This is a genomic window from Pseudomonas sp. FP2335 (assembly GCF_030687535.1).
Classification (GTDB): Bacteria; Pseudomonadota; Gammaproteobacteria; order Pseudomonadales; family Pseudomonadaceae; genus Aquipseudomonas.
The window spans coordinates 3,986,683-4,007,335 of record NZ_CP117437.1 but is presented as its reverse complement, the minus strand read 5'-3'; the positions used below and the strand labels follow the sequence as shown (position 1 = coordinate 4,007,335).

15 protein-coding genes are annotated in these 20,653 nt (G+C 63.7%); 11 read left to right on the top strand and 4 right to left on the bottom strand.

Features of this window, described 5'->3' with window-relative positions; all coding sequences use genetic code 11:
* Positions 1-69 precede the first annotated feature (69 nt).
* From PSH81_RS17855 to PSH81_RS17830, 6 genes are all read left to right on the top strand, one after another.
* Positions 70-738 carry a GntR family transcriptional regulator gene (locus PSH81_RS17855; protein ID WP_226455132.1) on the top strand — a complete coding sequence of 223 codons (669 nt, stop codon included), beginning with the start codon at positions 70-72 and terminating at the stop codon, positions 736-738.
* Positions 739-815: 77 nt separating this feature from the next.
* Entirely contained in the window at positions 816-1,622 is an 807-nt protein-coding gene (locus tag PSH81_RS17850) for an ABC transporter substrate-binding protein (protein ID WP_305391219.1), read from the top strand.
* Positions 1,623-1,633: 11 nt separating this feature from the next.
* Complete coding sequence (locus PSH81_RS17845; protein ID WP_192296801.1) at positions 1,634-2,410, top strand: amino acid ABC transporter permease; 777 nt, start codon at positions 1,634-1,636, stop codon at positions 2,408-2,410.
* A 2-nt stretch (positions 2,411-2,412) separates the two neighbouring features.
* The gene (locus PSH81_RS17840) at positions 2,413-3,192 is read left to right on the top strand and encodes an amino acid ABC transporter ATP-binding protein (RefSeq protein WP_192296800.1); all 780 of its coding nucleotides are present in this window, start codon (positions 2,413-2,415) and stop codon (positions 3,190-3,192) included.
* Between the two features lie 30 nt (positions 3,193-3,222).
* Entirely contained in the window at positions 3,223-4,833 is a 1,611-nt protein-coding gene (locus PSH81_RS17835; RefSeq protein ID WP_305391218.1) for a gamma-glutamyltransferase family protein, read from the top strand.
* Positions 4,834-5,176: 343 nt separating this feature from the next.
* Positions 5,177-7,561 carry a TonB-dependent receptor gene (locus PSH81_RS17830; protein ID WP_305391217.1) on the top strand — a complete coding sequence of 795 codons (2,385 nt, stop codon included), beginning with the start codon at positions 5,177-5,179 and terminating at the stop codon, positions 7,559-7,561.
* 118 nt (positions 7,562-7,679) lie between these two features.
* On the opposite strand, the gene PSH81_RS17825 is transcribed toward PSH81_RS17830, so the two are convergent.
* The 3 genes from PSH81_RS17825 to PSH81_RS17815 are packed head-to-tail and all read right to left on the bottom strand — an operon-like array spanning position 7,680 to position 12,125.
* Complete coding sequence (locus tag PSH81_RS17825; protein WP_305391216.1) at positions 7,680-8,603, bottom strand: sulfonate ABC transporter substrate-binding protein; 924 nt, start codon at positions 8,601-8,603, stop codon at positions 7,680-7,682.
* Positions 8,600-9,931, bottom strand: a complete 1,332-nt coding sequence (locus tag PSH81_RS17820) for an LLM class flavin-dependent oxidoreductase (RefSeq protein WP_305391215.1) — start codon at positions 9,929-9,931, stop codon at positions 8,600-8,602. Before PSH81_RS17820 ends, PSH81_RS17825 begins: the two co-directional genes overlap by 4 nt.
* Before the next feature lies 1 nt (position 9,932).
* On the bottom strand, positions 9,933-12,125 hold the full coding sequence (locus PSH81_RS17815) for a TonB-dependent receptor (protein ID WP_305391214.1): 2,193 nt from the start codon (positions 12,123-12,125) through the stop codon (positions 9,933-9,935).
* Between the two features lie 208 nt (positions 12,126-12,333).
* Here PSH81_RS17815 and PSH81_RS17810 point away from each other — a divergent pair, with 208 nt between their 5' ends.
* Positions 12,334-13,386, top strand: a complete 1,053-nt coding sequence (locus tag PSH81_RS17810; protein ID WP_226455140.1) for a LacI family DNA-binding transcriptional regulator — start codon at positions 12,334-12,336, stop codon at positions 13,384-13,386.
* The gene (locus PSH81_RS17805; RefSeq protein ID WP_226455141.1) at positions 13,383-13,997 is read left to right on the top strand and encodes a TetR/AcrR family transcriptional regulator; all 615 of its coding nucleotides are present in this window, start codon (positions 13,383-13,385) and stop codon (positions 13,995-13,997) included. Before PSH81_RS17810 ends, PSH81_RS17805 begins: the two co-directional genes overlap by 4 nt.
* Positions 13,998-14,135: 138 nt before the next feature.
* On the opposite strand, the gene PSH81_RS17800 is transcribed toward PSH81_RS17805, so the two are convergent.
* The gene (locus PSH81_RS17800; protein WP_305391213.1) at positions 14,136-16,892 is read right to left on the bottom strand and encodes a glycoside hydrolase family 3 protein; all 2,757 of its coding nucleotides are present in this window, start codon (positions 16,890-16,892) and stop codon (positions 14,136-14,138) included.
* A gap of 512 nt (positions 16,893-17,404) precedes the next feature.
* Between PSH81_RS17800 and PSH81_RS17795 the strand changes: the two genes are divergently transcribed.
* The 3 genes from PSH81_RS17795 to gspF all read left to right on the top strand — a co-directional run bounded on the left by PSH81_RS17795 (position 17,405) and on the right by gspF (position 20,635).
* The gene (locus PSH81_RS17795; protein WP_192296791.1) at positions 17,405-17,629 is read left to right on the top strand and encodes a hypothetical protein; all 225 of its coding nucleotides are present in this window, start codon (positions 17,405-17,407) and stop codon (positions 17,627-17,629) included.
* 112 nt (positions 17,630-17,741) lie between these two features.
* Entirely contained in the window at positions 17,742-19,436 is a 1,695-nt protein-coding gene (gene gspE, locus PSH81_RS17790; RefSeq protein ID WP_370694920.1) for a type II secretion system ATPase GspE, read from the top strand.
* Positions 19,433-20,635, top strand: a complete 1,203-nt coding sequence (gspF, locus tag PSH81_RS17785; RefSeq protein WP_305391211.1) for a type II secretion system inner membrane protein GspF — start codon at positions 19,433-19,435, stop codon at positions 20,633-20,635. The genes gspE and gspF overlap by 4 nt, the downstream gene beginning before the upstream one ends.
* The last annotated feature ends 18 nt before the right edge of the window (positions 20,636-20,653 follow it).

Genomic DNA, 20,653 nt, shown 5'->3' with positions numbered 1-20,653 from the left:
CAGTTGGCACACATCCTGCTTTTTTGCATCCGTGGATAATTGGATACAAAAATTCAAAAGGTGCTGCCGATGCAATTTGCCCCCGCTTACGTAGACCGTCAGCCCCTCACCGCCGAGGAGGAGGCCTACAACTTTCTGCTCGATGCCATTTGCGGTGGCCGCTACCGCAAGGGCGACCGGCTGATCGCCGAGGACATCGCCAGTGAAATCGGCATGAGCCGCATGCCGGTGCGTGAAGCGTTCCGCCGCCTGGATGCCCAGGGCCTGGTGACCCTGCGCCCCAACCGTGGCGCGATCGTCAGCGGCCTGGACATCGATGAATTGCACGAAGTCTTCGAAATGCGCAGCGCCCTCGAAGGCCTGGCAGTGCGTGTCGCGGTCGGCCGTATCGGCGAACGCCAACTGGCCGCCCTGGAGCGCATGCTCGACGAGATGGACGACTACCGCGACGAAAGCGCCGCCTGGGTCAGTCGCCACCGTGCCTTCCACGAATACCTGTGCAGCCTCAGCGGTCGCCCGCGCTTGATGAAGCAGATTTCGGCGCTCTATTCGCTGGTGGAAGCCCCCATGCGCCTGTGGTTGCAACACGGCGACAAACCCCTCAGCGCCCGCCAGGAACACGCGGTGATCCTCGCGGCCATCCGCGCCGGTGACGCCGCCCGCGCCGAAGCCGTGGTGCGCGAGCACATCGAAGGCACCGTGCCGGCGCTGATCCAGTTTTTGCAAACGGAACAATAATCAGAGGCGGGCCCAAGCCCGCCCGTGTTTTGACTTTGAGTCCTGCCCCGTTATTCAACGAACTGGAGTGTCTGGTCATGCATAAACGCCGCGCCTTGCTGGTGGCTCTCTCCCTCGGGCTCTGCACACCATGGGCCGTTGCCGCGCCCCAGGTGCCGGAGCGCTTGCAGAAAGTCGACAAACTCACCTACTGCTCGGGGATGGATTCACCACCCCTGGTGTCCTTCGATGAAACGCAGAAACCGCGCGGGTTGACCGTCGACCTGGGCCTGGAAATCGCCAGGCGCCTGGGCGACAAACAGGTGCAATGGCGCGTGATCCCGTTCTCCGGCCTGGTGCCGGCGTTGCTCGCCCAGCAGTGCGACATGATCGTCGACCAACTGTTCGACAAGCCCGAGCGGCGCCAAGTGATCGACATCGTCAACTACATGTATTCCAGCCAGTCGGTGGTGGTGCCCAAGGGCAACCCCAAGGGCATCAAGACCCTGGATGACTTGTCCGCGCACAAGGTCGCGGTGCTCAACGGTTCCACCATCAAGACCCTGCTCGACACACAGAACGACAGCCTGACCAAAGCCGGCAAGCCGCCGATGAAACTGGTGGTGTACAACACCGACACCGATGCGTTCCAGGCCTTGCGCATCAACCAGGTCGACGCCTACGGCACCACTGTGGAAACCGCCGGCTACTACGCGGTGATGGCCCCCGACCTGTTCCAGGAAGGCGTGCCGGCGTTCAGTCGTATCCTCACCGGCCTGGGCATGCGCAAGGACGATCCACAGCTCACCGCCGCCGTGCAGCAGGTGATCAGCGACATGCGCAGCGACGGCAGCTACACGCAATTGCTGAACAAATGGCATGTCAGCAGCGACACACTCGACTGAGGTTTCCCGCAATGAACTTCAATTGGGATGTGTTCTGGCAGTACCTGTTGCAGCCCAGCGGGGTTTACCTCACCGGGCTCTGGCTGACCTGCCTGATCAGCGTGTTGGCTATGCTGCTGGGCTGCGTGCTGGGGTTGGCGGCGGCACTGTTGCGGCTGTCGAGGAACCCGCTGTTGCACCTGCCGGTACGCTTTTATGTGTGGCTGATGCGCGGCACGCCGCTGCTGGTGCAGATCGTATTTCTGTACACGGCGCTGGCGGCGGGCGGGCTGTTCCGCTTCGAAGACATCGAGCTGTTCGGCCTGATCGTGCCCGGCAATATCCAGGCGGCCATCATCGCCCTGGGCCTCAACGAAGGTGCGTACATGGCCGAGATCATCCGTGCCGGCATCGGTGCGGTGGACAAGGGCCAGTACGAAGCCGGGCGTTCCCTGGGCATGGGTTTTGCCAAGCTGATGCGGCGCATCGTGCTGCCCCAGGCGTTCCGCGTGATCGTGCCGCCGCTGGGCAACGAGTTCAATGTGATGCTCAAGAACACCACCCTGGTCAGCGTGATCGGCGTGCAAGAGTTGCTGCTCAGCACGCAGATGGTCACCTCGGCGACGTTCCGTGTGTTCGAGTTGTACCTGGTGGTTGCTATCTACTTCCTGATGCTCACCACCCTGTGGGGCTTCTTCCAGCGCTGGCTGGAGGCGCGCTTCGGCCAGTCCGACCGGCCATCCGGGCCACCGCCCGCGTCCAGCCGCATGTTCGGGCGCAGCACCTTGAAACTGCTGAGGGGACGCTGACCATGGCGCATAAAAGTGAAGAACTGATCATCGAAGCCCAGGACCTGCACAAGTCGTTCGGCGACCTGCAGATCCTCAAGGGCATCTCCTTGAACGTGCGGCGCGGTGAAGTGGTGGTGTTGATCGGCGCCTCGGGCTCGGGCAAGACCACCTTTATCCGCTGCATCAACCTGCTCGAAGACATCCAGGGCGGACGCATCCGCGTCAACGGCCGCGCCATGGGCTATCGCGAACGCAGCGACGGCAGCCTGGTGCGCGACTCAGAACGCAACATCGCCCGCCAGCGCCGCGACATCGGCATGGTGTTCCAGCGCTTCAATCTGTTCCCGCACATGACCGCGCTGGAAAACATCATCGAAGCGCCGATCCACGTGCTCGGCACCCCGCGTGCCGAAGCCCTCGAGCAGGCCCGTGGCTTGCTGGCGCGGGTCGGCCTGGCGGACAAGGCCAGTCACTACCCGTCGATGCTTTCCGGCGGCCAGCAACAACGCGTGGCGATTGCCCGTGCGCTGGCGATGAAACCCCAGGCCATGCTGTTCGACGAGCCCACCAGCGCCCTCGACCCGGAAACCGTCGGCGAAGTGCTGCAAGTGATGAAGGAGTTGGCCGAGGAGGGCATGACCATGGTGGTGGTCACCCACGAAATGGGATTTGCCCGTGAAGTGGCCGACCGCGTGGTGGTGCTCGACCAGGGCGAACTGATCGAGCAGGGGCCGCCGGAACAGATTTTCAGCCACCCCAGCCACCCGCGGACCCAAGCGTTTCTCAGCCGCGTGTTATGACTTCAAACCTTGTGTGGAAGAGCCTTTGCCATGTTGAATTTTTCTGCTCACGAGTACCCCTATCCGTCGCAACGCCAGAGTGTGTTCGCCAGGCGCGGCATGGTCGCTGCCTCCCAGCCGCTGGCGGCCCAGGCCGGTATCGAAATCATGCAACAGGGCGGCAATGCCATCGACGCGGCGATTGCCACGGCGGCGGCGTTGACCGTGGTTGAGCCCACCGGCTGCGGCCTGGGCGGCGATGCGTTTGCATTGGTGTGGTGCAAGGGCCGGTTGCACGGCCTGAACGGCAACGGCCATGCGCCGGCGGCTTTGAGCGTCGAGGCGGTCAAGGCGGCAGGGCATGAGCAGATGCCGTTGTACGGCTGGACCCCGGTCACCGTACCCGGTTGCCCGTCGGCCTGGGCCGAGCTGTCACAACGCTTCGGCAAGCTGGCGTTTGCCGCGTTGCTGCAACCGGCCATTCGCCTGGCGCGTGACGGTTTCCCGCTGTCGCCGGTGGTCGCCCAGCAATGGCAGAGCGCGCTGGACGAATTCAGCCCCCATCGCGACGCCGTGCTGGACGCCTGGTTCGACACCTTCCTGATCGATGGCCGCGCACCCCGGGCGGGGGAGATTTTCCGCAACCCGGCCCAGGCGCGTACCCTTGAGGAACTCGCCGCCAGCCGTTGCGAAAGTCTGTATCGCGGCGCCTTGGCTGCGCGTCTCGATGCGCATTCCAGGGCCACGGGCGGCTACCTGCGCGCCACCGATCTGCAAGACTACCGCGCCCAGTGGGTCGAACCGATCCACATCAACTATCGCGGCGTCGACGTCTGGGAAATCCCCCCCAGCGGCCAGGGCCTGGTGGCCTTGATGGCGCTGAAAATCCTCGAAGGCTTCAGCTTCGATCACCGCGACAGCCAACAGACCTGGCACCGCCAGTTGGAGGCGATGAAACTCGCCTACAGCGACGGCCTGCACTACATCACCGACCCGCTGCACATGCGCGTGGCCGTTGCGGATCTGCTCAGCGACGACTACAGCCGCCGCCGCCGCGCCCAGATCGGCGAACACGCCCAGCCGCCCAAACCGGGCGATCCTCATGCCAGTGGCACGGTGTACCTGGCCACGGCGGATGCCGAAGGCAACATGGTCTCGTTCATCCAAAGCAACTACCACGGCTTCGGCTCCGGCGTGGTGCTGCCCGACAGCGGCATCGCATTGCAGAACCGTGGGCAGGAATTCAGCCTCGACCCGGCCCACGCCAACTGCCTGGCACCAGGCAAAAAAACCTTCCACACCATCATCCCCGGCTTCCTCACCAAAGACGGCGAGGCTCTCGGGCCGTTTGGCGTGATGGGCGGCTACATGCAGCCCCAGGGCCATGTGCAGATGGTGATGAACCTCGTGGATTTCGGCCTCAACCCGCAAGCCGCCCTGGACGCGCCGCGCTGGCAATGGCTGGGCGAGATGAAGGTCGGTATCGAACAAGGCGCTTCCCGCGACCTGGCCAATGCCCTGGCGCGGCGGGGGCATCAGGTGCAAATCGCCAGCGACCTCACCGATTACGGGCGCGGGCAGATCATCCTGCGTGATCCGGTCAGCGGCGTGCTATGCGGTGGCACCGAGCCGAGGGCCGACTCCCATATCGCCCTCTGGTGACCCCCGACGACCTGTAGTGAGCGGGCTTGCCCGCGCTGGGTGGCGAAGCCGCCCCAAATCGGTCTCTGGTGCCCCCCGACGACCTTGTAGTGAGCGGGCTTGCCCCGCGCTGGTGGGCGAAGCCGCCCTAAACCCAGGCGCCGCGGTGTATCAGAAAGACCGAGGCGCGTGGATTTGGGGCGGCTTCGCCCCCCAGCGCGGGGCAAGCCCGCTCACTACATAGGGCACGCGCTAACACAGCGAGGTATTTGGCGCGGGCTGAAAAATAATTCAAATAGCCTGTCCCTTTTTTTCGCGTCACCGGTCATTTGAGGTAAGTGCACATCATCGAGAGCTTCCTTCAATGCCCGTAGTCCGCCCCTTGCTCAACCTGAGCCTGCTGCTGAGCCTCAGCGCCGGCCCGCTATTCGCCACTGTCAGCTACGCCGACGACGCCCGCCGCAGTTACCAGGTGCCCGCCGGTAGCCTGAGCGCGGCGCTTACCCGGTTTGCCGGGCTGGCGGGGGTCAACCTGTCGGTGGACCCGGCACTCGTCAGCGGGCGCAGCAGCAGTGGTTTGTCCGGCGAGTTTGCCGTGGAGGAGGGCTTCGCACGCCTGCTGCAAGGTTCCGACCTGCAACTGCAACCCGTCGGCGATTCAGCCTACATGCTCATCCCGGCACCGGATGGCAGCAGCCTGGAACTGGCCCCGACCTCGATCCTCGGCACCACCGGCCTGTACGACGGCGACACCTACGCCGGTGGCCAAGTGGCGCGGCGTGGCGCCCAGGGCATTCTCGGTACGCGGGACTTCATGGAAACCCCGTTCAGCATCACCACCTACACCGCCGACGCGGTGAAGAACCAGCAAGCACGCACCCTGGGCGAACTGATCGCCAGCGACCCATCGGTACGCGCCACCAACCCGGCCGGTGGGCGCTACGAGCAATTCACCATCCGCGGCTTCAGCCTGTTCAACAGTGATGTGTCCTATAACGGCCTGTACGGCGTGCTGCCGACCTACAGCATTGATATGGAAATGGCCGACCGCGTCGACATCTTCAAAGGCCCGACCCAGTTGATCAACGGCATTTCACCCCGTGGCAGCGTGGGCGGTGGGATCAACGTAGTGCCCAAGCGCGCCACCGACAAGGACATCACCTCGTTCACCGGCACCTGGGCTTCCGAAAGCCAGGCGGGCGGTGCAGTGGATGTGGGCCGGCGGTTTGGCGAGGACAACAAATTCGGCATCCGCTTCAACGGCGTGAAGCAGTCCGGCGACACCGAATGGGATCACCAGAGCGTCGACCGTGAAATGGCCGTGCTCGGCCTGGATTTCCGTGGCGAGCGCCTGCGCCTTTCCACCGATATCGGCCACACCGAGCGCGACACCGACGCCCCCCAGGAACGCGTGCAAGTCGCTGCCGCCGCGCCGGTGCCCAGCGCCAACGATGTGCGCCGCAACTATGCGCAATCCTGGAGCAAGGCGCGCACCAACGACACCTTTGGCACGGTCAACGGCGAGTACGACCTCAGCGACAACGTGATGCTCTACGGTGGCTTCGGTGCGCGTAAAAGCAACCATGACTTCCTGCGTCACGCGGTCTCCGTCACTAACGCCGCCGGTGATTTCAGTGTGCTGCCCCGTGACTTCACCCGCGATGAAAATGTGCGCACCTACACGGCGGGCGTGCGCAACTGGTTCCATACCGGGCCGGTGAGCCATGAGGTCAACCTGGCCGCCAGCTACTTCGACATGGATTTCACCAACGGCGGCGCGCGGTACGCGACGGCCTCCAGCAACCTCTACAACCCGGTGCAGACCCCGACACCGTCCACGGCCACGCGCCAGGACGCCAAGGTCTATACCGAGAACAAATTCAGCGGCGTGGCCTTGTCCGACACCCTGGGCTTCTTTGACGACCGCCTGCTGCTGACCCTCGGCGCACGCTGGCAGCGGGTCAAGGTGACTGACTGGAGCAATGGCGTCAAAGGCAAGACCGGCTACGACGAAGAAAAGGTCTCGCCCTCCGGCGGCCTGCTGTTCAAGGCCACCGACCGGCTGTCGCTGTACGCCAACTACATGGAAGGCCTGAGCCAGGGCAAGATCGCGCCGACCACATCGCGCAACAGCGACGAGATCTTCCCGCCGTTCATCAGCCGCCAGGTTGAAGTCGGGGCTAAATACGACGCCGGTGCCGTCGCCGTGACGGCAGCGGTGTTCCGCATCAAGCAACCGGCCTATGAAACCAACGCCACCACGCGGCTGTTCGGGCCCAACGGCAAGCGCGAGAACACCGGTGCAGAACTGAGTGTGTTCGGCGAACCGCTCAAGGGTGTGCGTTTGCTTGGCGGCGTGATGTACATCGACAGCAAACTCAAAGACACCACCAACGGCGCCTGGGACGGCAACCGCGCCCCGGCCACCCCCAAATACAACGTCAACCTTGGCGCCGAGTGGGATGTGCCGGGCCTGGAAGGCTTGACCCTGACCAGCCGCGGCATCCACTCCAGCTCGCAGTACCTGGACCAATCCAACGTCAAGGAAATCGACGCCTGGAACCGCATCGACGTGGGCGCGCGGTATGCCTTCAAAGTGGACGACAAACACGTGACCCTGCGCGCAAACGTGGAAAACGTCGCGGATAAACGCTACTGGAGCTCGGCCGGTGCATCGGACGACAGCGAGCCAGGCCTGACATTGGCGACACCGCGCACCTACCTGCTCTCGGCCACTGTCGATTTCTAACGGGTGCACACCCATCGACATGTGGGAGCGGGCTTGCTCGCGAAAGCGGAGTGTCAGTCACAACATGTATTGGCTGATCCACCGCATTCGCGAGCAAGCCCGCTCCCACAGGTTGATTTCAGTTGTTCTCTATGGCTTTTTTCACGTCGATGGATTTGGGCAACAGGTGGTTCTGGTAGAACAGATCCGCCGTCGCCTGCTGCGCCTGGAGGATCTTCTCGTCAATCGGCAGGATCGGCGAAGGCGGGCGATTGTCCATGTACCGCGCGATCACGTCCTCCGGCAGGCCCATAAAGCCGGTCAGCACTTTCAGACTGTCTTTGCGATGGCTGCGTGTCAGCGCTTCGGCGGCGCTGAGCTCATTCAATAAATCATGCACGAACGCGCCATTCGCCTTGGCATACTCGCGCCGTGCGGTATACACCGGCCCCGACAACCCCAGCCCCTCGCCGTTGGCCAGCACATGGCTCGGGCTCTGGCTCAGCGCCAGGGACGAGTAGGGTTCCCAGATCGCCCAGGCATCCACGCTGCCTTGTTCGAACGCGGCACGCGCGTCGGCCGGCGGCAGGTACACCGGCTGGATGTCCTTGTAGCTCAGCCCTGCCTTGTTCAGTGCACGCAGGATCAGGTTGTGGGAGCTGGAGCCTTTCTGGAACGCGACTTTCTTGCCCTTGAGGTCCGCCACCGAATGCAGCGGGCTGTCGTCTCGCACCAGGATGGTTTCCGCACTGGGCTTGGGCGGTTCGGCGCCGATATAGACCAGATCGGCGCCCGCCGCCTGGGCGAACAACGGCGGGATGTCGCCGGTGGAGCCCACATCCAGCGCGCCAACGTTGAGCGCTTCGAGCATCTGCGGGCCAGCGGGGAATTCGATCCACTTCACGGCGGTCTGTGGGAAGCGTTTTTCCAGCAGGCCGTGTTCCTTGGCCAGCACCAGGGCGATGGAGCCTTTTTGGTAGCCGATGCGCAGGGTGGCGGGGTCGGCGGCCAGGGCGGTCTGGGTCGCGGCCAGCAAGGCCAGCAGCAGGGCGGGAAGCTTCATGCGTCATCCTTTTCAAAACGATTGGCGGGTCGCGCCAAACCGAGGTTTTCACGCAAGGTCGTGCCGCTGTATTCAGTGCGGAACAGACCACGCCGTTGCAGCTCGGGCACCACCCATTGGGCGAAATCCTCCAGCCCGCCGGGCAGGTGCGGCACCAGGATATTGAAGCCATCCGCCGCGCCCTGTTCGAACCAGCGTTGCAGCTCATCGGCGATCTGCGTGGGGGTGCCGATCAGGCTGTAGTGCCCGCGACCACCGGCGATCCGTCGGCCCAACTGGGCCAGCGTGAGGTTTTCGCGCAACGCCAGGTCGCTGAGCAACTGCTGGCGGCTGCGCTGCCCGCTGTCGGTCAGTGGCAGCTCCGGCAGCGGGCCATCCAGCGGGTAGCCGGACAGGTCGAAGTTACCGAGCATGCGCCCCAGCAACGCGACGCCGACTTCGGGCTCGACCAAATCCTGGAACGCCTCGAACTTGGCCTGCGCCTCGGCCTCGGTCTGCCCGACCACCACAAACACGCCGGGCATGATCTTCAGCGAGTCGGCCTCACGTGCGTATTGCGCCAGGCGCCCCTTGAGATCGGCATAAAACCCCTGGGCATTTTCCAGCGAGGTCTGTGCGGTAAATACCACCTCGGCGGTTTGCGCCGCCAGGTCACGACCGGCCTCGGAAGAGCCGGCCTGTACGATCACCGGCTGGCCTTGAGGCGAGCGGGCCACGTTCAGCGGGCCCTTGACGCTGAAGTGTTCGCCCACATGCTCCAGCACATGCAGTTTGGCCGGGTCGTAGTAGTTGCCGCTGGCCTTGTCGCGCCCGAAGGCGTCGTCTTCCCAGCTGTCCCACAATCCGGTCACCACCTGATGAAACTCGCGGGCGCGGCTGTAGCGCTCGGCGTGGCCGAGGTGTTCGTCGCGGCCGAAATTCTGCGCCTCGGCGGCGGCGTCCGAGGTCACCAGGTTCCAGCCCGCACGCCCGCCGGACAGGTGATCCAGTGAGGCGAATTTGCGCGCCACATGGTACGGCTCGTTGTAGGTGGTGGTCGCCGTGGCGATCAGGCCGATATGCTCGGTCACCGCGCTCAGCGCCGAGAGCAAGGTCAGTGGTTCGAAATGATCCGAGCGCGCCATGTGGCTGGCAATCGCGCCGGTGGCCGCCGCCACGCTGTCGGCGACGAACAGCGCATCGAACTTCGCCGCTTCGGCGACCCGCGCCAGGTGTTTGTACTGGGCGAAATCCAGCCCGGCATTCGCCGGAACATCCGGGTGACGCCAGGCGGCGACGTGGTGCCCGGTGGCCATGAGGAAAGCACCGAGTTTGAGTTGACGGCTCATGCTAGAAATCCTTGCGCAGTTGCACGCCGAAGTAACGTTCATCGTCACGGGGCACGGCGCGGTAGATGTAGTTGCCGCCGCTGGCGAGCATCGGCGAGTAGGACTTGTCGGCGAGGTTCTTGGCCAGCAGGGCGACGCGCCAGCCGTTGCTGTAGTCGGCCAGGGCGACGCTGGCGTTCCAGATGCCGTAGGCGCCTTGTTTGGTGTCGACGTTCTGGCTGATGTCGTACTGCACTTCGCTCTGCCAGCTGTAGTCGGTGCCCAGCTCGATGTCGAGGCCGTTATCCAGCGGGATGCTGTAGTCGGCGCGCACGTAGCTTTTCCAGTCCGGGCTGTACGGCAGTGGCTTGCCATTCACGTTGCAGGTTGCCGCTGCACCCGCCGGGCAGGCGAACTCGTCGATGCGCGCGCGGGTATAGGCCAGGGCGCCGGAGAGCTTGAGTTGCTGGGTGGCCTGCAAGGCGTAATCCAGCTCGACGCCTTCGGTGCTGACGCTGCCGGCGTTGATCAAACGGGTCACCACTTGGCCGGCGACGGTGTCGAAGAAGTTCGCCTGGTAGTTGTCGTAGTCGCTGTGGAACACCGCGAGGTTGGTGGTCAGGCGGTTGCTCCAGGCGCTGGCCTTGATCCCGGCTTCCCAGGTGTTGGAGGTCTCGGGCTTGAGCGCGTCGGTGTCACGCGGTTGCATGTTGAAGAACACGTTGTAGGCCGGGCCTTTGTAGCCGCGCGAGTAGGTCAGGTAGCTGGTGACGGTATCGCTGATGTCGTACTGCACGCCCAGGCGCCCTGACCAACCGTCTTCATCCACCGAGCCGGAGCTGGAGGTGGCCGGTTGAATGCCGCTGACCGTGGTGGCCGAGGTGGAGACGCGGCGGTGATCGTATTTCAGCTCGTCGTGGGTGTAGCGCAGGCCGGCGATGCCGCGAAAGCGTGAGGTGAAGTTCAGCGTGGTCTCGCCGAACACCGCGTAGCTGTCGTTGGTGGTGCTGTAGTCGGCAATGCCACGGTCGGTGCGCGTGGTGGTGGTCAACGTGCGCTGGTAGGTTTCTTCATCCTTGCCGTGCATGTAGAACAGGCCGCCGACGTACTCCAGCAATTCACCTTTGGGCGAGGCCAGGCGCAGCTCCTGGGAGTACTGGTTGAACTCCAGTTGGCCCTTGTCGGCGGTGCCGGGGAACGCGGCGGTCACCGTGCCGAGACGGTCGCCATCCTGGTACTGGGTGTTGTCCCAGCCGCGCCAGGCGGTGATCGAGGTCAGGGTGTAGTCGCCGAGGTTCCAGTCCAGTTGGGCCGACAGGCCTTTGTTGGTGTCTTCGACATGGCTGCGGGTGTCGGTGTTGATGTCGCGGTTGTCGCTGGAGGCGCGCACCAGGCCCAGGGCGTTGGCGAACGCCGGGGTCAGGGACTTGCTGACCACGCCGTTCGGTGCATCGTCGTGGGACTGCATGTAGTCGGCGATCAGGGTCAGTTTCACGGCGTCGTTGGGGGTGAACTCCAACTTGCCGCGAATGCCCTTGTGGTTGTAGCCGTTGACCTCCTGGCCGTTGTGCTGGTTGTCGACGTTGCCGTCATAGCTGCCGAACAAGGTGCTGACCGAGCCCTTGAGCACATCCGGGACAAGGCTGCCGCCGATGCCGAAACGGCTGCGGCTTTCGTTGCCGCTGTAGTAGGACTGGTCGATATAGCCGTGGGTCTCGGCGGTCGGCGCCTTGCTGGTGATGTTGAGTACCCCGGCCGAGGCATTCTTGCCGAACAGCGTGCCTTGGGGCCCGCGCAGTACTTCGATGCGTTCCAGGTCGAGCAGGTCGAGGGTGGCCTGGCCGGGACGGGCGTAGACCACGCCGTCGATCACCGTGGCCACCGTCGGCTCGACGCCGGGGGAGGTGGAGATGGTGCCCACGCCGCGCACGAACAGCGAAGTGTCCTTGTTCGACGCGCCGGTGCGGAAGTTCAGCGACGGCACCTGTTGCGCGATGCTCGCCACGCCGTTGCGGTTGTCGCGCTCCAGTTGCTCGCCGTCCAGCACCGAGACCGCCACCGGGACTTTTTGCAGCGATTCTTCGCGGCGGGTGGCGGTGACGGTCACGGATTTGAGCGTCGGTTCCTGCTCATCGGCCGCAAAGGCGCCGGGCACCGGGAGTGCCGTAAGACCAGCGAGAAACAGTAGATGGGTATGCCGTGGGAAGTGATACATGCTGTGCCCGCTCGAAAAAAATGCCCTGAACCGCTGCTGTTGCGCAACCTGCAGCGCCTGTGAATTCGTCTTTGGCATTCGCTCGAGCGAGTAGCAGACAACGCGCTTTGTTAGCGCTAACATCGGCATTATTGGTGGGGCTGGTTTAGAACGTCAAATACTGAAAAATTAGTCCCATATGCCTTTTGGTTTCTAGCAGGATTTCCCCGTGAGCGAAGACAAACCGCGCAAACGCCGTGGCGCCGGACGCGTCACCCTCAACACCGTGGCGCGCCAGGCCGGGGTGTCGGCGATTACCGTGTCGCGTTACTTCAACCAGCCGGAGCAGGTTTCGCCAGAGCGCCGCGAGCGCATTGCCGCGGTGGTGGCCGAGTTGGGCTACGTGCCCAACCTGGTCGCTGGCGGGCTGGCGTCGGCGCGGGGGCGGATCGTGGCGATGGTGATCCCGAACATCTCCGGGCCGATTTTTGCCAATACGATCCAGGGCTTCAGCGACACCCTCAGTCGCCACGGGTATCAGCTGTTGCTGGCGTCGAGTTACTTCAGCGCCGAACAGGAAGAAAGCGCGGTGCGCGCGTTTCTCGGCTGGTCGCCGGCAGCGCTGGTGTTGACCAGCCGCTTCCACAGCGCGGCCACCGAAAAGATGATCGCCGACGCCGACATCCCGGTGGTGGAAACCTGGGACTACGTGCCCGAGCGTGAGCCGTTGCAGATCGGCTTTTCCCACTACGCGGTGGGCGTCACGGCCGCGCGCTACCTGCATGCCCAGGGCTACCGGCGCATCGCCTTCGTGCACAACAGTGTGGCGGGGGATTTCAGCGCGATGGAACGGGGCGAGGGGTTTGCCGCGACGCTGAGCGAACTGGGCGTGCAGCCCTGGACCTTCGCCCCCGACGCCGGCCTTGCACCGTTCGAAGCCGGCAAGCAGGCGATGCAAGTGCTGATGAGCCACGCCACGCCGCCCGATGGGATTTTCTTCGCCAATGACAACCTCGCCGCCGGAGGCTTGCTGGCGGGGCAACGCGCCGGGCTGAGAATCCCCGAGGACTGCGCCGTGCTGGGGTTTGGCGACTACCCTTTCGCCGAAATGCTGCTGCCGAGCCTCAGCACCATCAAGCCACCCGCGCTGGAGATCGGTGTACTCGCCGCCACCCGCGTGCTGGAAAGCCTGGGTGTGCTGCCGCTGGAGGATGAGGTACAACGGTTGAACCTGTTGGACTGCCGCCTGATCGAACGGGAAAGCTCAAGGACGCTGCCATGACCGAACCCACGCCCAAGACCCGTCGCGCGCCCAAGGGCGAAAAACGTCGCGAAGAACTGCTGGACGCGGCCTTGCAGGTGTTTTCCCTGGAAGGCTACAGCGGTGCCTCGATGGCCCAGGTGGCGGCGATCGTCGGTATCTCCGTGGCCGGCTTGCTGCATCACTTTCCCAGCAAGATCTCGTTGTTGATGGGCGTGCTGCAACGGCGCGACGAGGTCAATCAGCGGATTGCCGATCAAGTGCGTGCGGAGAAATCGTTGTCCGGCTTGCTCGGCAGCTTGCGGGCGATCAACCGTTCGAATGCCACGGCACCGGGGGTGGTGCGCGCGTTTACCATCTTGAATGCCGAGAGCCTGTTGGATTCACACCCGGCGTGGGGCTGGTTCCAGGCGCGCTACACGGCGATTCACCAACGCATGCAGGGGCAGTTCGCCGAGCTGGTGGCGATGGGGGAGGTGCGCGGGGACGTGGATCTGGCCGGGCTGGTGGAAGAGATCCTGGCCATGATGGATGGCTTGCAGATCCAGTGGCTGCGGTTTCCCGAGCAGGTGGACCTGGTGGCGCGCTTTGACAGCTACATCGCCGGTGTCGAGGCAGCGATCAGACCCTGATATCAGCTGATGTATGGAGATCAAAATGTGGGAGCGGGCTTGCTCGCGAAAGCGGTGTGTCAGTCCCCTTATGCGGTGAAGGACACTCCGTATTCGCGAGCAAGCCCGCTCCCACAAAAAAGCAACCGTGCTTAGGGATCAGTTAGCGGCAGCGCTGCCTTGTGCGCTGTCGTCGCTCATGTCATAGCCGTCGCCTGCACTGGTGTCGCTGTCATCATTTTCATTCTGATGCAGCACCCCGCCGGTCTTCACCTGGGGCAATTCACGCAGTGTCGAGTTCAGCGCCGAGCGCGGCAGCGGGTTACTGGTGGTGGTCGACAGTTCCTGGCGGAACGGGTTGACCAGCTTGGCGTTCAGGCGGATGTCCTGGGAGGACGCGCCCACCGACAGATTGAAGCTGTCGGCATCCACTACCCATTGCTTGCTCTTGACGTCGTAGTAGGCCAGCGAGCGGTCGTTGAGTTCGATGGTCACGCGCTTGCTCTCGCCCGGCTTCAAGAACACCTTCTTGTAGCCCTTGAGCTCCTTGAGCGCGCGCTCGACTTTCGGATGGTTCTGGCCCACATACAGCTCGGCGACTTCCGCCCCCGCGACCTTGCCGGTGTTGGACAGGTCGAACGACACCTTGATCGGCGCACCCGCCACCGCGACGCCAGGGGTCACGCTGATGTTGCTGTAGCCGAAGGTGGTGTACGACAAGCCATAGCCGAATGGGTACAGCGGCTTGATGCCTTTCTTCTCATAACCGCGGTAGCCGAGGAACAGGTCGTCCTTGTAGCTCATCTCGGCCAGGGTTTCCTGGTTGTCGAATCTCGGGAAGGTCGCGTAGATCGGGTTGTCTTCGATGTTGCGCTCGATGCTGATCGGCAGCTTGGCCGACGGGTTGACCTTGCCCAGCAGGATCTCCGCCAACGCCTGGCCGCCGTTCTGCCCAGGGTAGAACGCATGCAGCGCCGCCGGCACCTGGTCGATCCAGTCGCTCATCTTCAAGCCAGTGCCGCCGTGCAGGGTCACCACGGTGTGCGGGTTGACCTTGGCGATGCTCTGGATCAACTGGCTCTGGAACTCCGGCAAATCGAAGCTGTGGTCGAAACCTTCACCCTCGTATTCATTGCTGTTGCCGGCCGCCACCAGGACCGCGTCGTACTGCGCCAGATCCTTTGGTGCCACCAGCGAGGCCCAACTCATCTGCACGCCCACCAGGCCGCCCATGGTCGAGAGGTAGCCGTTGCGGCGCGAGTATTCGAGCTTGATGTCCACCGCTTTGCCCGCTTGCAGGTTGACCTTGGCGAACACCGGAATGGTCGGCGGGATGCTGTTGTTCGGCAGGGGTTTGCCGTCACCGTTGTCGAGGATCTTCTTGCCGTCCACATACAGGCGCACGGCCCCGTCGGCGCGGATCTTGAACACCTGTTCGCCACTGACCGTTGGCGTGACCTGGCCGCTGTAGCGGATCGAGGTGGCGGCGGTGTCGCCGTTGACCGGCAGGCTGTCGGTGGACCAGTCCAGATCGACGTGGGTGTCGGTGCGGCTGGCAGCCGCGTCGCCGGACCAGTTGGTGTTGCTGAAGAACTCGGTCTGCAAGCCCTTGACGCGGTTGCCGGCGCTGTCGGTGTGGGTCCAGACCGAGGCGCTCGGGTCCAGGGACAGGCCGTCGATAAACTCGACCTTGGCGCCCGGAGCCAATTGCTGCAAGCCGCTCAGCTCGCTGATGTAGTTGGCCGCCATCACGTTGGCACTGCCGAAACCGGTCGGCGGCGCATACTTGGCGAGGTTGCCGACCACGGCGATGCGCTTGGCTTTCTTGGCATCCAGTGGCAGCAGATTGGCCTGGTTTTTCAGCAGCACGATGCCTTCGCGTGCGGCATTCAGGGCCACGCGGTTGCTGGTGGCGCTGTTCATGTTGTGGTTGGTCAGCGGTGCCTTGCTGTCGAACTTGTACAGGTAGACCTGCTTGAGGATGCGCCGCACCTTGTCATCCAGGGTCGCGCCGCTCAGCTCGCCGCTGTCCAGGAACGGCTTGAGCACCGTGCTGTTCATCTGGTAGCCCATCATGTCCAGGTCGGTGCCGGCCTGGGCGGCGGGCAGGCCGTTGACCACGGCGTTGTAGTCACTCTGCACAAAGCCCGGGTAGCCCCATTCGGTCTTGAGGATGTCGTGGATCAGGTGTGAGTTCTCGCAGGCGAACTCGCCCTTCACCTTCTGGAACGCGCACATCATCATCGCCACCTTGCTGTTCTTCGAGGCGGACTCGAACGGTGGCAAGGTCATCTCGCGCAACACGCGCTCGCTGATGATTTCATCGAGGTGGAAGCGGTTGCTTTCCTGGTCGTTGGCCGCGTAGTGCTTGGCGTTGGCCCACACCCCGCGCGATTGAATGCCGTTGATCAACGCCGGACCGAGGCTGGCACCAAGGAACGGATCTTCACCGGACAGGTACTCGAACGCCCGCCCGCTGTAGGGCATGCGGTACAGGTTCACGCCGGGCCCGGTGACGAACTGGTAACCGCCGCTGGCCGTGTCGTAGCCCAGGGCGCGGCCCAGGTCGATGGCGCGACGCGGGTTCCAGCTGGCCGCCAGGTTCGGCCCGGACGGGTACACCACGCCTTGGGCATTGCCTTCGCTGGTGTAACGCACGCCGACGCCGCCATCGGCACCGTGAATCTGCGGCACGCCGTACTGGCTCAGCGGCTTCACATCCCAGCCACCGATGCCGCCGATGTAGGCGAGTTTTTCTTCCGTGGTCATCTTCGCCAGGGTCTTGTCTGCCGCCTTTTCGGCACGGCTGACCATGCCTTCATTCAGCGCCGGGCTGGTCGCCGCGTGCGCGTGGGACACGGCCAGCGCCAGCAGGGCGAACGCCGACTGCGCACCGATCATCTTGCGTTTATTCATGGGGTTTCTCCGAACAGCGGTGTGTTGAAAATAGGGCGTGGAGACGTGCGTCGCATACAGCACGCTCGTCACTTTTTTACGGGCAATAGTTCGCCTTGATCGCAATGTTTAACCGATGGCTAATTGCAATTACTTGGCGGATTTCGCAGTTTTATAAGTTTAATAATTGTATTAATTATTGTTGTGGGTGATATCTTGGTGATATTGCGGGGTGGCATTTTGAATCGCGGAAACGCCATAATTAAGGCAATTCTTGCGGTTATCTGTCAAACAAAAGCTATTTTTTGCGTGAAATAAGAAATATTTCATTACGATTTTGAACTAAGGCTAAACCTACCAGTCGATTGGTTTAAGAAAATAGATGCGGCAATGGCGAACTAGTGGCTTTGCGCGGTAGTTCTAAAAGGCCATGTTTTATACGTGCTGTCATATACAACGCTTTGGTGTAGGGTCTTGAGCCGATTCAAGACGCCATTCGAGCAAATCGCTGTTTTTTGATCTGGAGAAAATCGATGAAAGTATCCCTGTTGAGTGCCGGTGTAGTCCTGGGTGTTGCACTGAGTGGCGCGGCCATGGCGGCTGAATCCACCGATGCCGATGCCAAGTCCGGCGCCACCGATTCCACGGTGATCACCCAGGCCCACGACGCCAAGGCGGTCAAAAAGCAGAAGGCCGAAACCACTCGCGGCGGTCGCCCGCTGAATGGCCAGCAGGTCGCGCCGAAGGCCTCTAACTAACGGCTTGCGCCCCTCTCTTTGTGGGAGCGGGCCCGCTCCCACAAGGGTTTTTACCTAGTCCCTCAGATAGCTGCTCATGCCAAGTCCCGCAACGCCCATCGATGCCTGCCAGATGCCCATCCCGACCACCGAACAGGTGTGCGCCTGGTTGATGCAGCACGCCGGTTTGAAAACCGTCGACCTGGAGCGTGCCCGGCGTTTGTCCCAGGAGTCTGACGAGGCCGGGTTGCTCAGTCTGTTGACCCGCCTGGGGCTGGTCTCCGAAGTCGAGTTGGCCAAGGCCTGGGCCGACTTGATCGGCGCGCCGCTGTTGCTCGCTGATGCCGCGCCACCGTTGCTGGACCCGTTGCCCAGCGTGACCGAACGCTTCATGCGCCACTACCAGGTGGTGCCGGTGGGGTGGCGCGATGACGGCTTGCGCGTGCTGGCCGCCAACCCGGCGCAGGCGTACCCGTTCCAGGCGCTGGCCTATGCCTGTGGGGTGCCGATCTGGCTGGCCATCGGCCCGCGCAATGAAGTCGACACGCTGATCGAGCGCTACTACGGCCAGGGCCGTTCGGCCATGGGCACCCTGATCGAGAACCTCGACGAGCAGGGTGGCGCGCTGGAAGACATCGAACACCTCAAGGACATGGCCTCCGAAGCGCCGGTAATCCGCCTGGTCAACCTGATCCTGCAACGCGCCGTGGAACATCGGGCGTCGGACATTCATATCGAACCCTTCGAAAACCAGTTGCAGGTGCGCTACCGCATCGACGGCGTGTTGCACGAGGCCGAAGCGCCGCCGTCCAGCTCCTCGGCGGCGGTGATTTCACGGGTGAAGATCATGGCGCGCCTGGACATTGCCGAGCGCCGCCTGCCCCAGGACGGGCGCATCATGCTGCGCATCCAGGGCAAGGAGCTGGATTTGCGGGTGTCCACGGTGCCCACCAGTTTTGGCGAATCGGTGGTGATGCGCCTGCTCGACCGCCAGACCGTGCAGTTCGATTTCCAGAGCCTGGGTTTCGACGGCCAGCGTCTCGACGCGTTTTTGCAGGTGCTGGAACGACCCCACGGCATCCTGCTGGTCACCGGGCCGACCGGCTCGGGCAAGACCACCACGCTGTACACCGCGTTATCGCGGCTCAACACCGCCGAACGCAAGATCATCACCGTCGAAGACCCGGTGGAATACCAGCTCGAAGGCATCAACCAGATCCAGGTCAAGCCCGCCATCGGCCTGGATTTCGCCGCAGCCCTGCGCTCCATCGTGCGCCAGGACCCGGACGTGATCATGATCGGCGAGATCCGTGACCTGGAGACCTGCCGCATCGCGATCCAGTCGTCGCTGACCGGCCACCTGGTGCTGTCGACGCTGCACACCAACAGCGCGGCGGCGAGTATCACGCGGCTGCTCGACATGGGCGTGGAAAGCTACCTGATAGCCTCGACGGTCAACGGCATCCTCGCCCAGCGCCTGGTCCGCCGTCTCGACCCGGCCACCCGCGAAGCCTTTGACGCACCGCCCGAATTGATCGCCGAACACGGCCTGGATCGCTTTACCGATGCGCGTCCGATCCGGCTTTACCGCCCGCGTGCCGATGCGCCCGGCGGCGGTTACCACGGGCGCAGTGCAATCACCGAATTGCTGGTGATGAACGACGAACTGCGCAGCCTGCTGATGCGCCAGGCCGACGCCGCCACCCTTGAACACGCCGCGCGCCGCAGCGGCCTGCGCACCCTGCATGAAGAGGGCCTGCGCCAGGCCGTGGCGGGCGTGACCTCGCTGGAAGAAGTGCTGCGCGTCACGCGGGGCGACGGCACATGAGCCTGTTCAAATACCGCGCCCTCGACAGCCAGGGTGCTGCGCATAACGGCACCCTCGACGCCAAGGACCAGGCCGCTGCCGTCGCCGCCCTGCATAAGCGTGGCCTGCTGTTGTTGCAGATTGCGCCGGCGGGCAGCCAGGGCCTGCGGCAGGCCTTGGGGCGCGGCCAGTTGAAGGCGGCGGCGTTGGTCAGTTTCACCCAGCAACTGGCCACGCTGCTGGGCGCCGGGCAACCGTTGGAACGCTCGCTGGGCATCCTGCTCAAGCAACCCGGCCAGCCCCAGATGCGCGCCTTGATCGAGCGTATCCGCGAACACGTCAAGGCCGGCAAACCGTTATCCAAGGCCCTGGAAGAAGAGGGCAGCCAGTTCTCGCCGCTGTACCTGAGCATGGTCCGCGCCGGTGAGGCCGGTGGTGCATTGGAAAACACCCTGCGTCAGCTCAGCGACTACCTGGAGCGCAGCCAGCTCCTGAGGGGCGAGGTGATCAACGCGTTGATCTATCCGGCGTTCCTGGTGGTGGGCGTGCTCGGTTCGCTGGCGCTGCTGCTGGCCTATGTGGTGCCGCAGTTCGTACCGATCTTCAAAGACCTCGGTGTACCCATCCCGTTGATTACCGAAGTGATCCTTGGCCTCGGCCAGTTCCTCGACGCCTGGGGCCTGGCGGTCCTGGCCGGGGCTATCGTGACCATCTGGACCCTGGCCGCGCGCCTGCGCAACCCGCAACGGCGTGAACGCTACGACCGCCGCGTACTTGGCATCCGCGTCATCGGCCCGCTGTTGCAGCGCGTAGAAGCCGCACGCTTGGCCCGCACCCTTGGCACCTTGTTGAGCAATGGCGTGGCCTTGCTGCAAGCGCTGGTGATCGCGCGCCAGGTCTGCACCAACCGCGCGCTGCAAGCCCAGGTCGCCCAGGCGGCCGAGTCGGTCAAAGGCGGCGGCACCCTGGCCAGCGCGTTCGGCGCCGAGCCGCTACTGCCGGACCTGGCCCTGCAAATGATTGAAGTCGGCGAACAGGCCGGTGAACTGGACAGCATGCTGCTCAAGGTCGCCGATGTGTTCGACGTTGAAGCCAAACGCGGCATCGACCGTCTGCTCGCCGCACTGGTGCCGTCCCTGACCGTGGTCATGGCGGTGCTGGTCGCGGTGATCATGCTCGCGATCATGCTGCCGCTGATGAGCCTGACCAGCAATATATGAACCCCCGAGGACCCACCC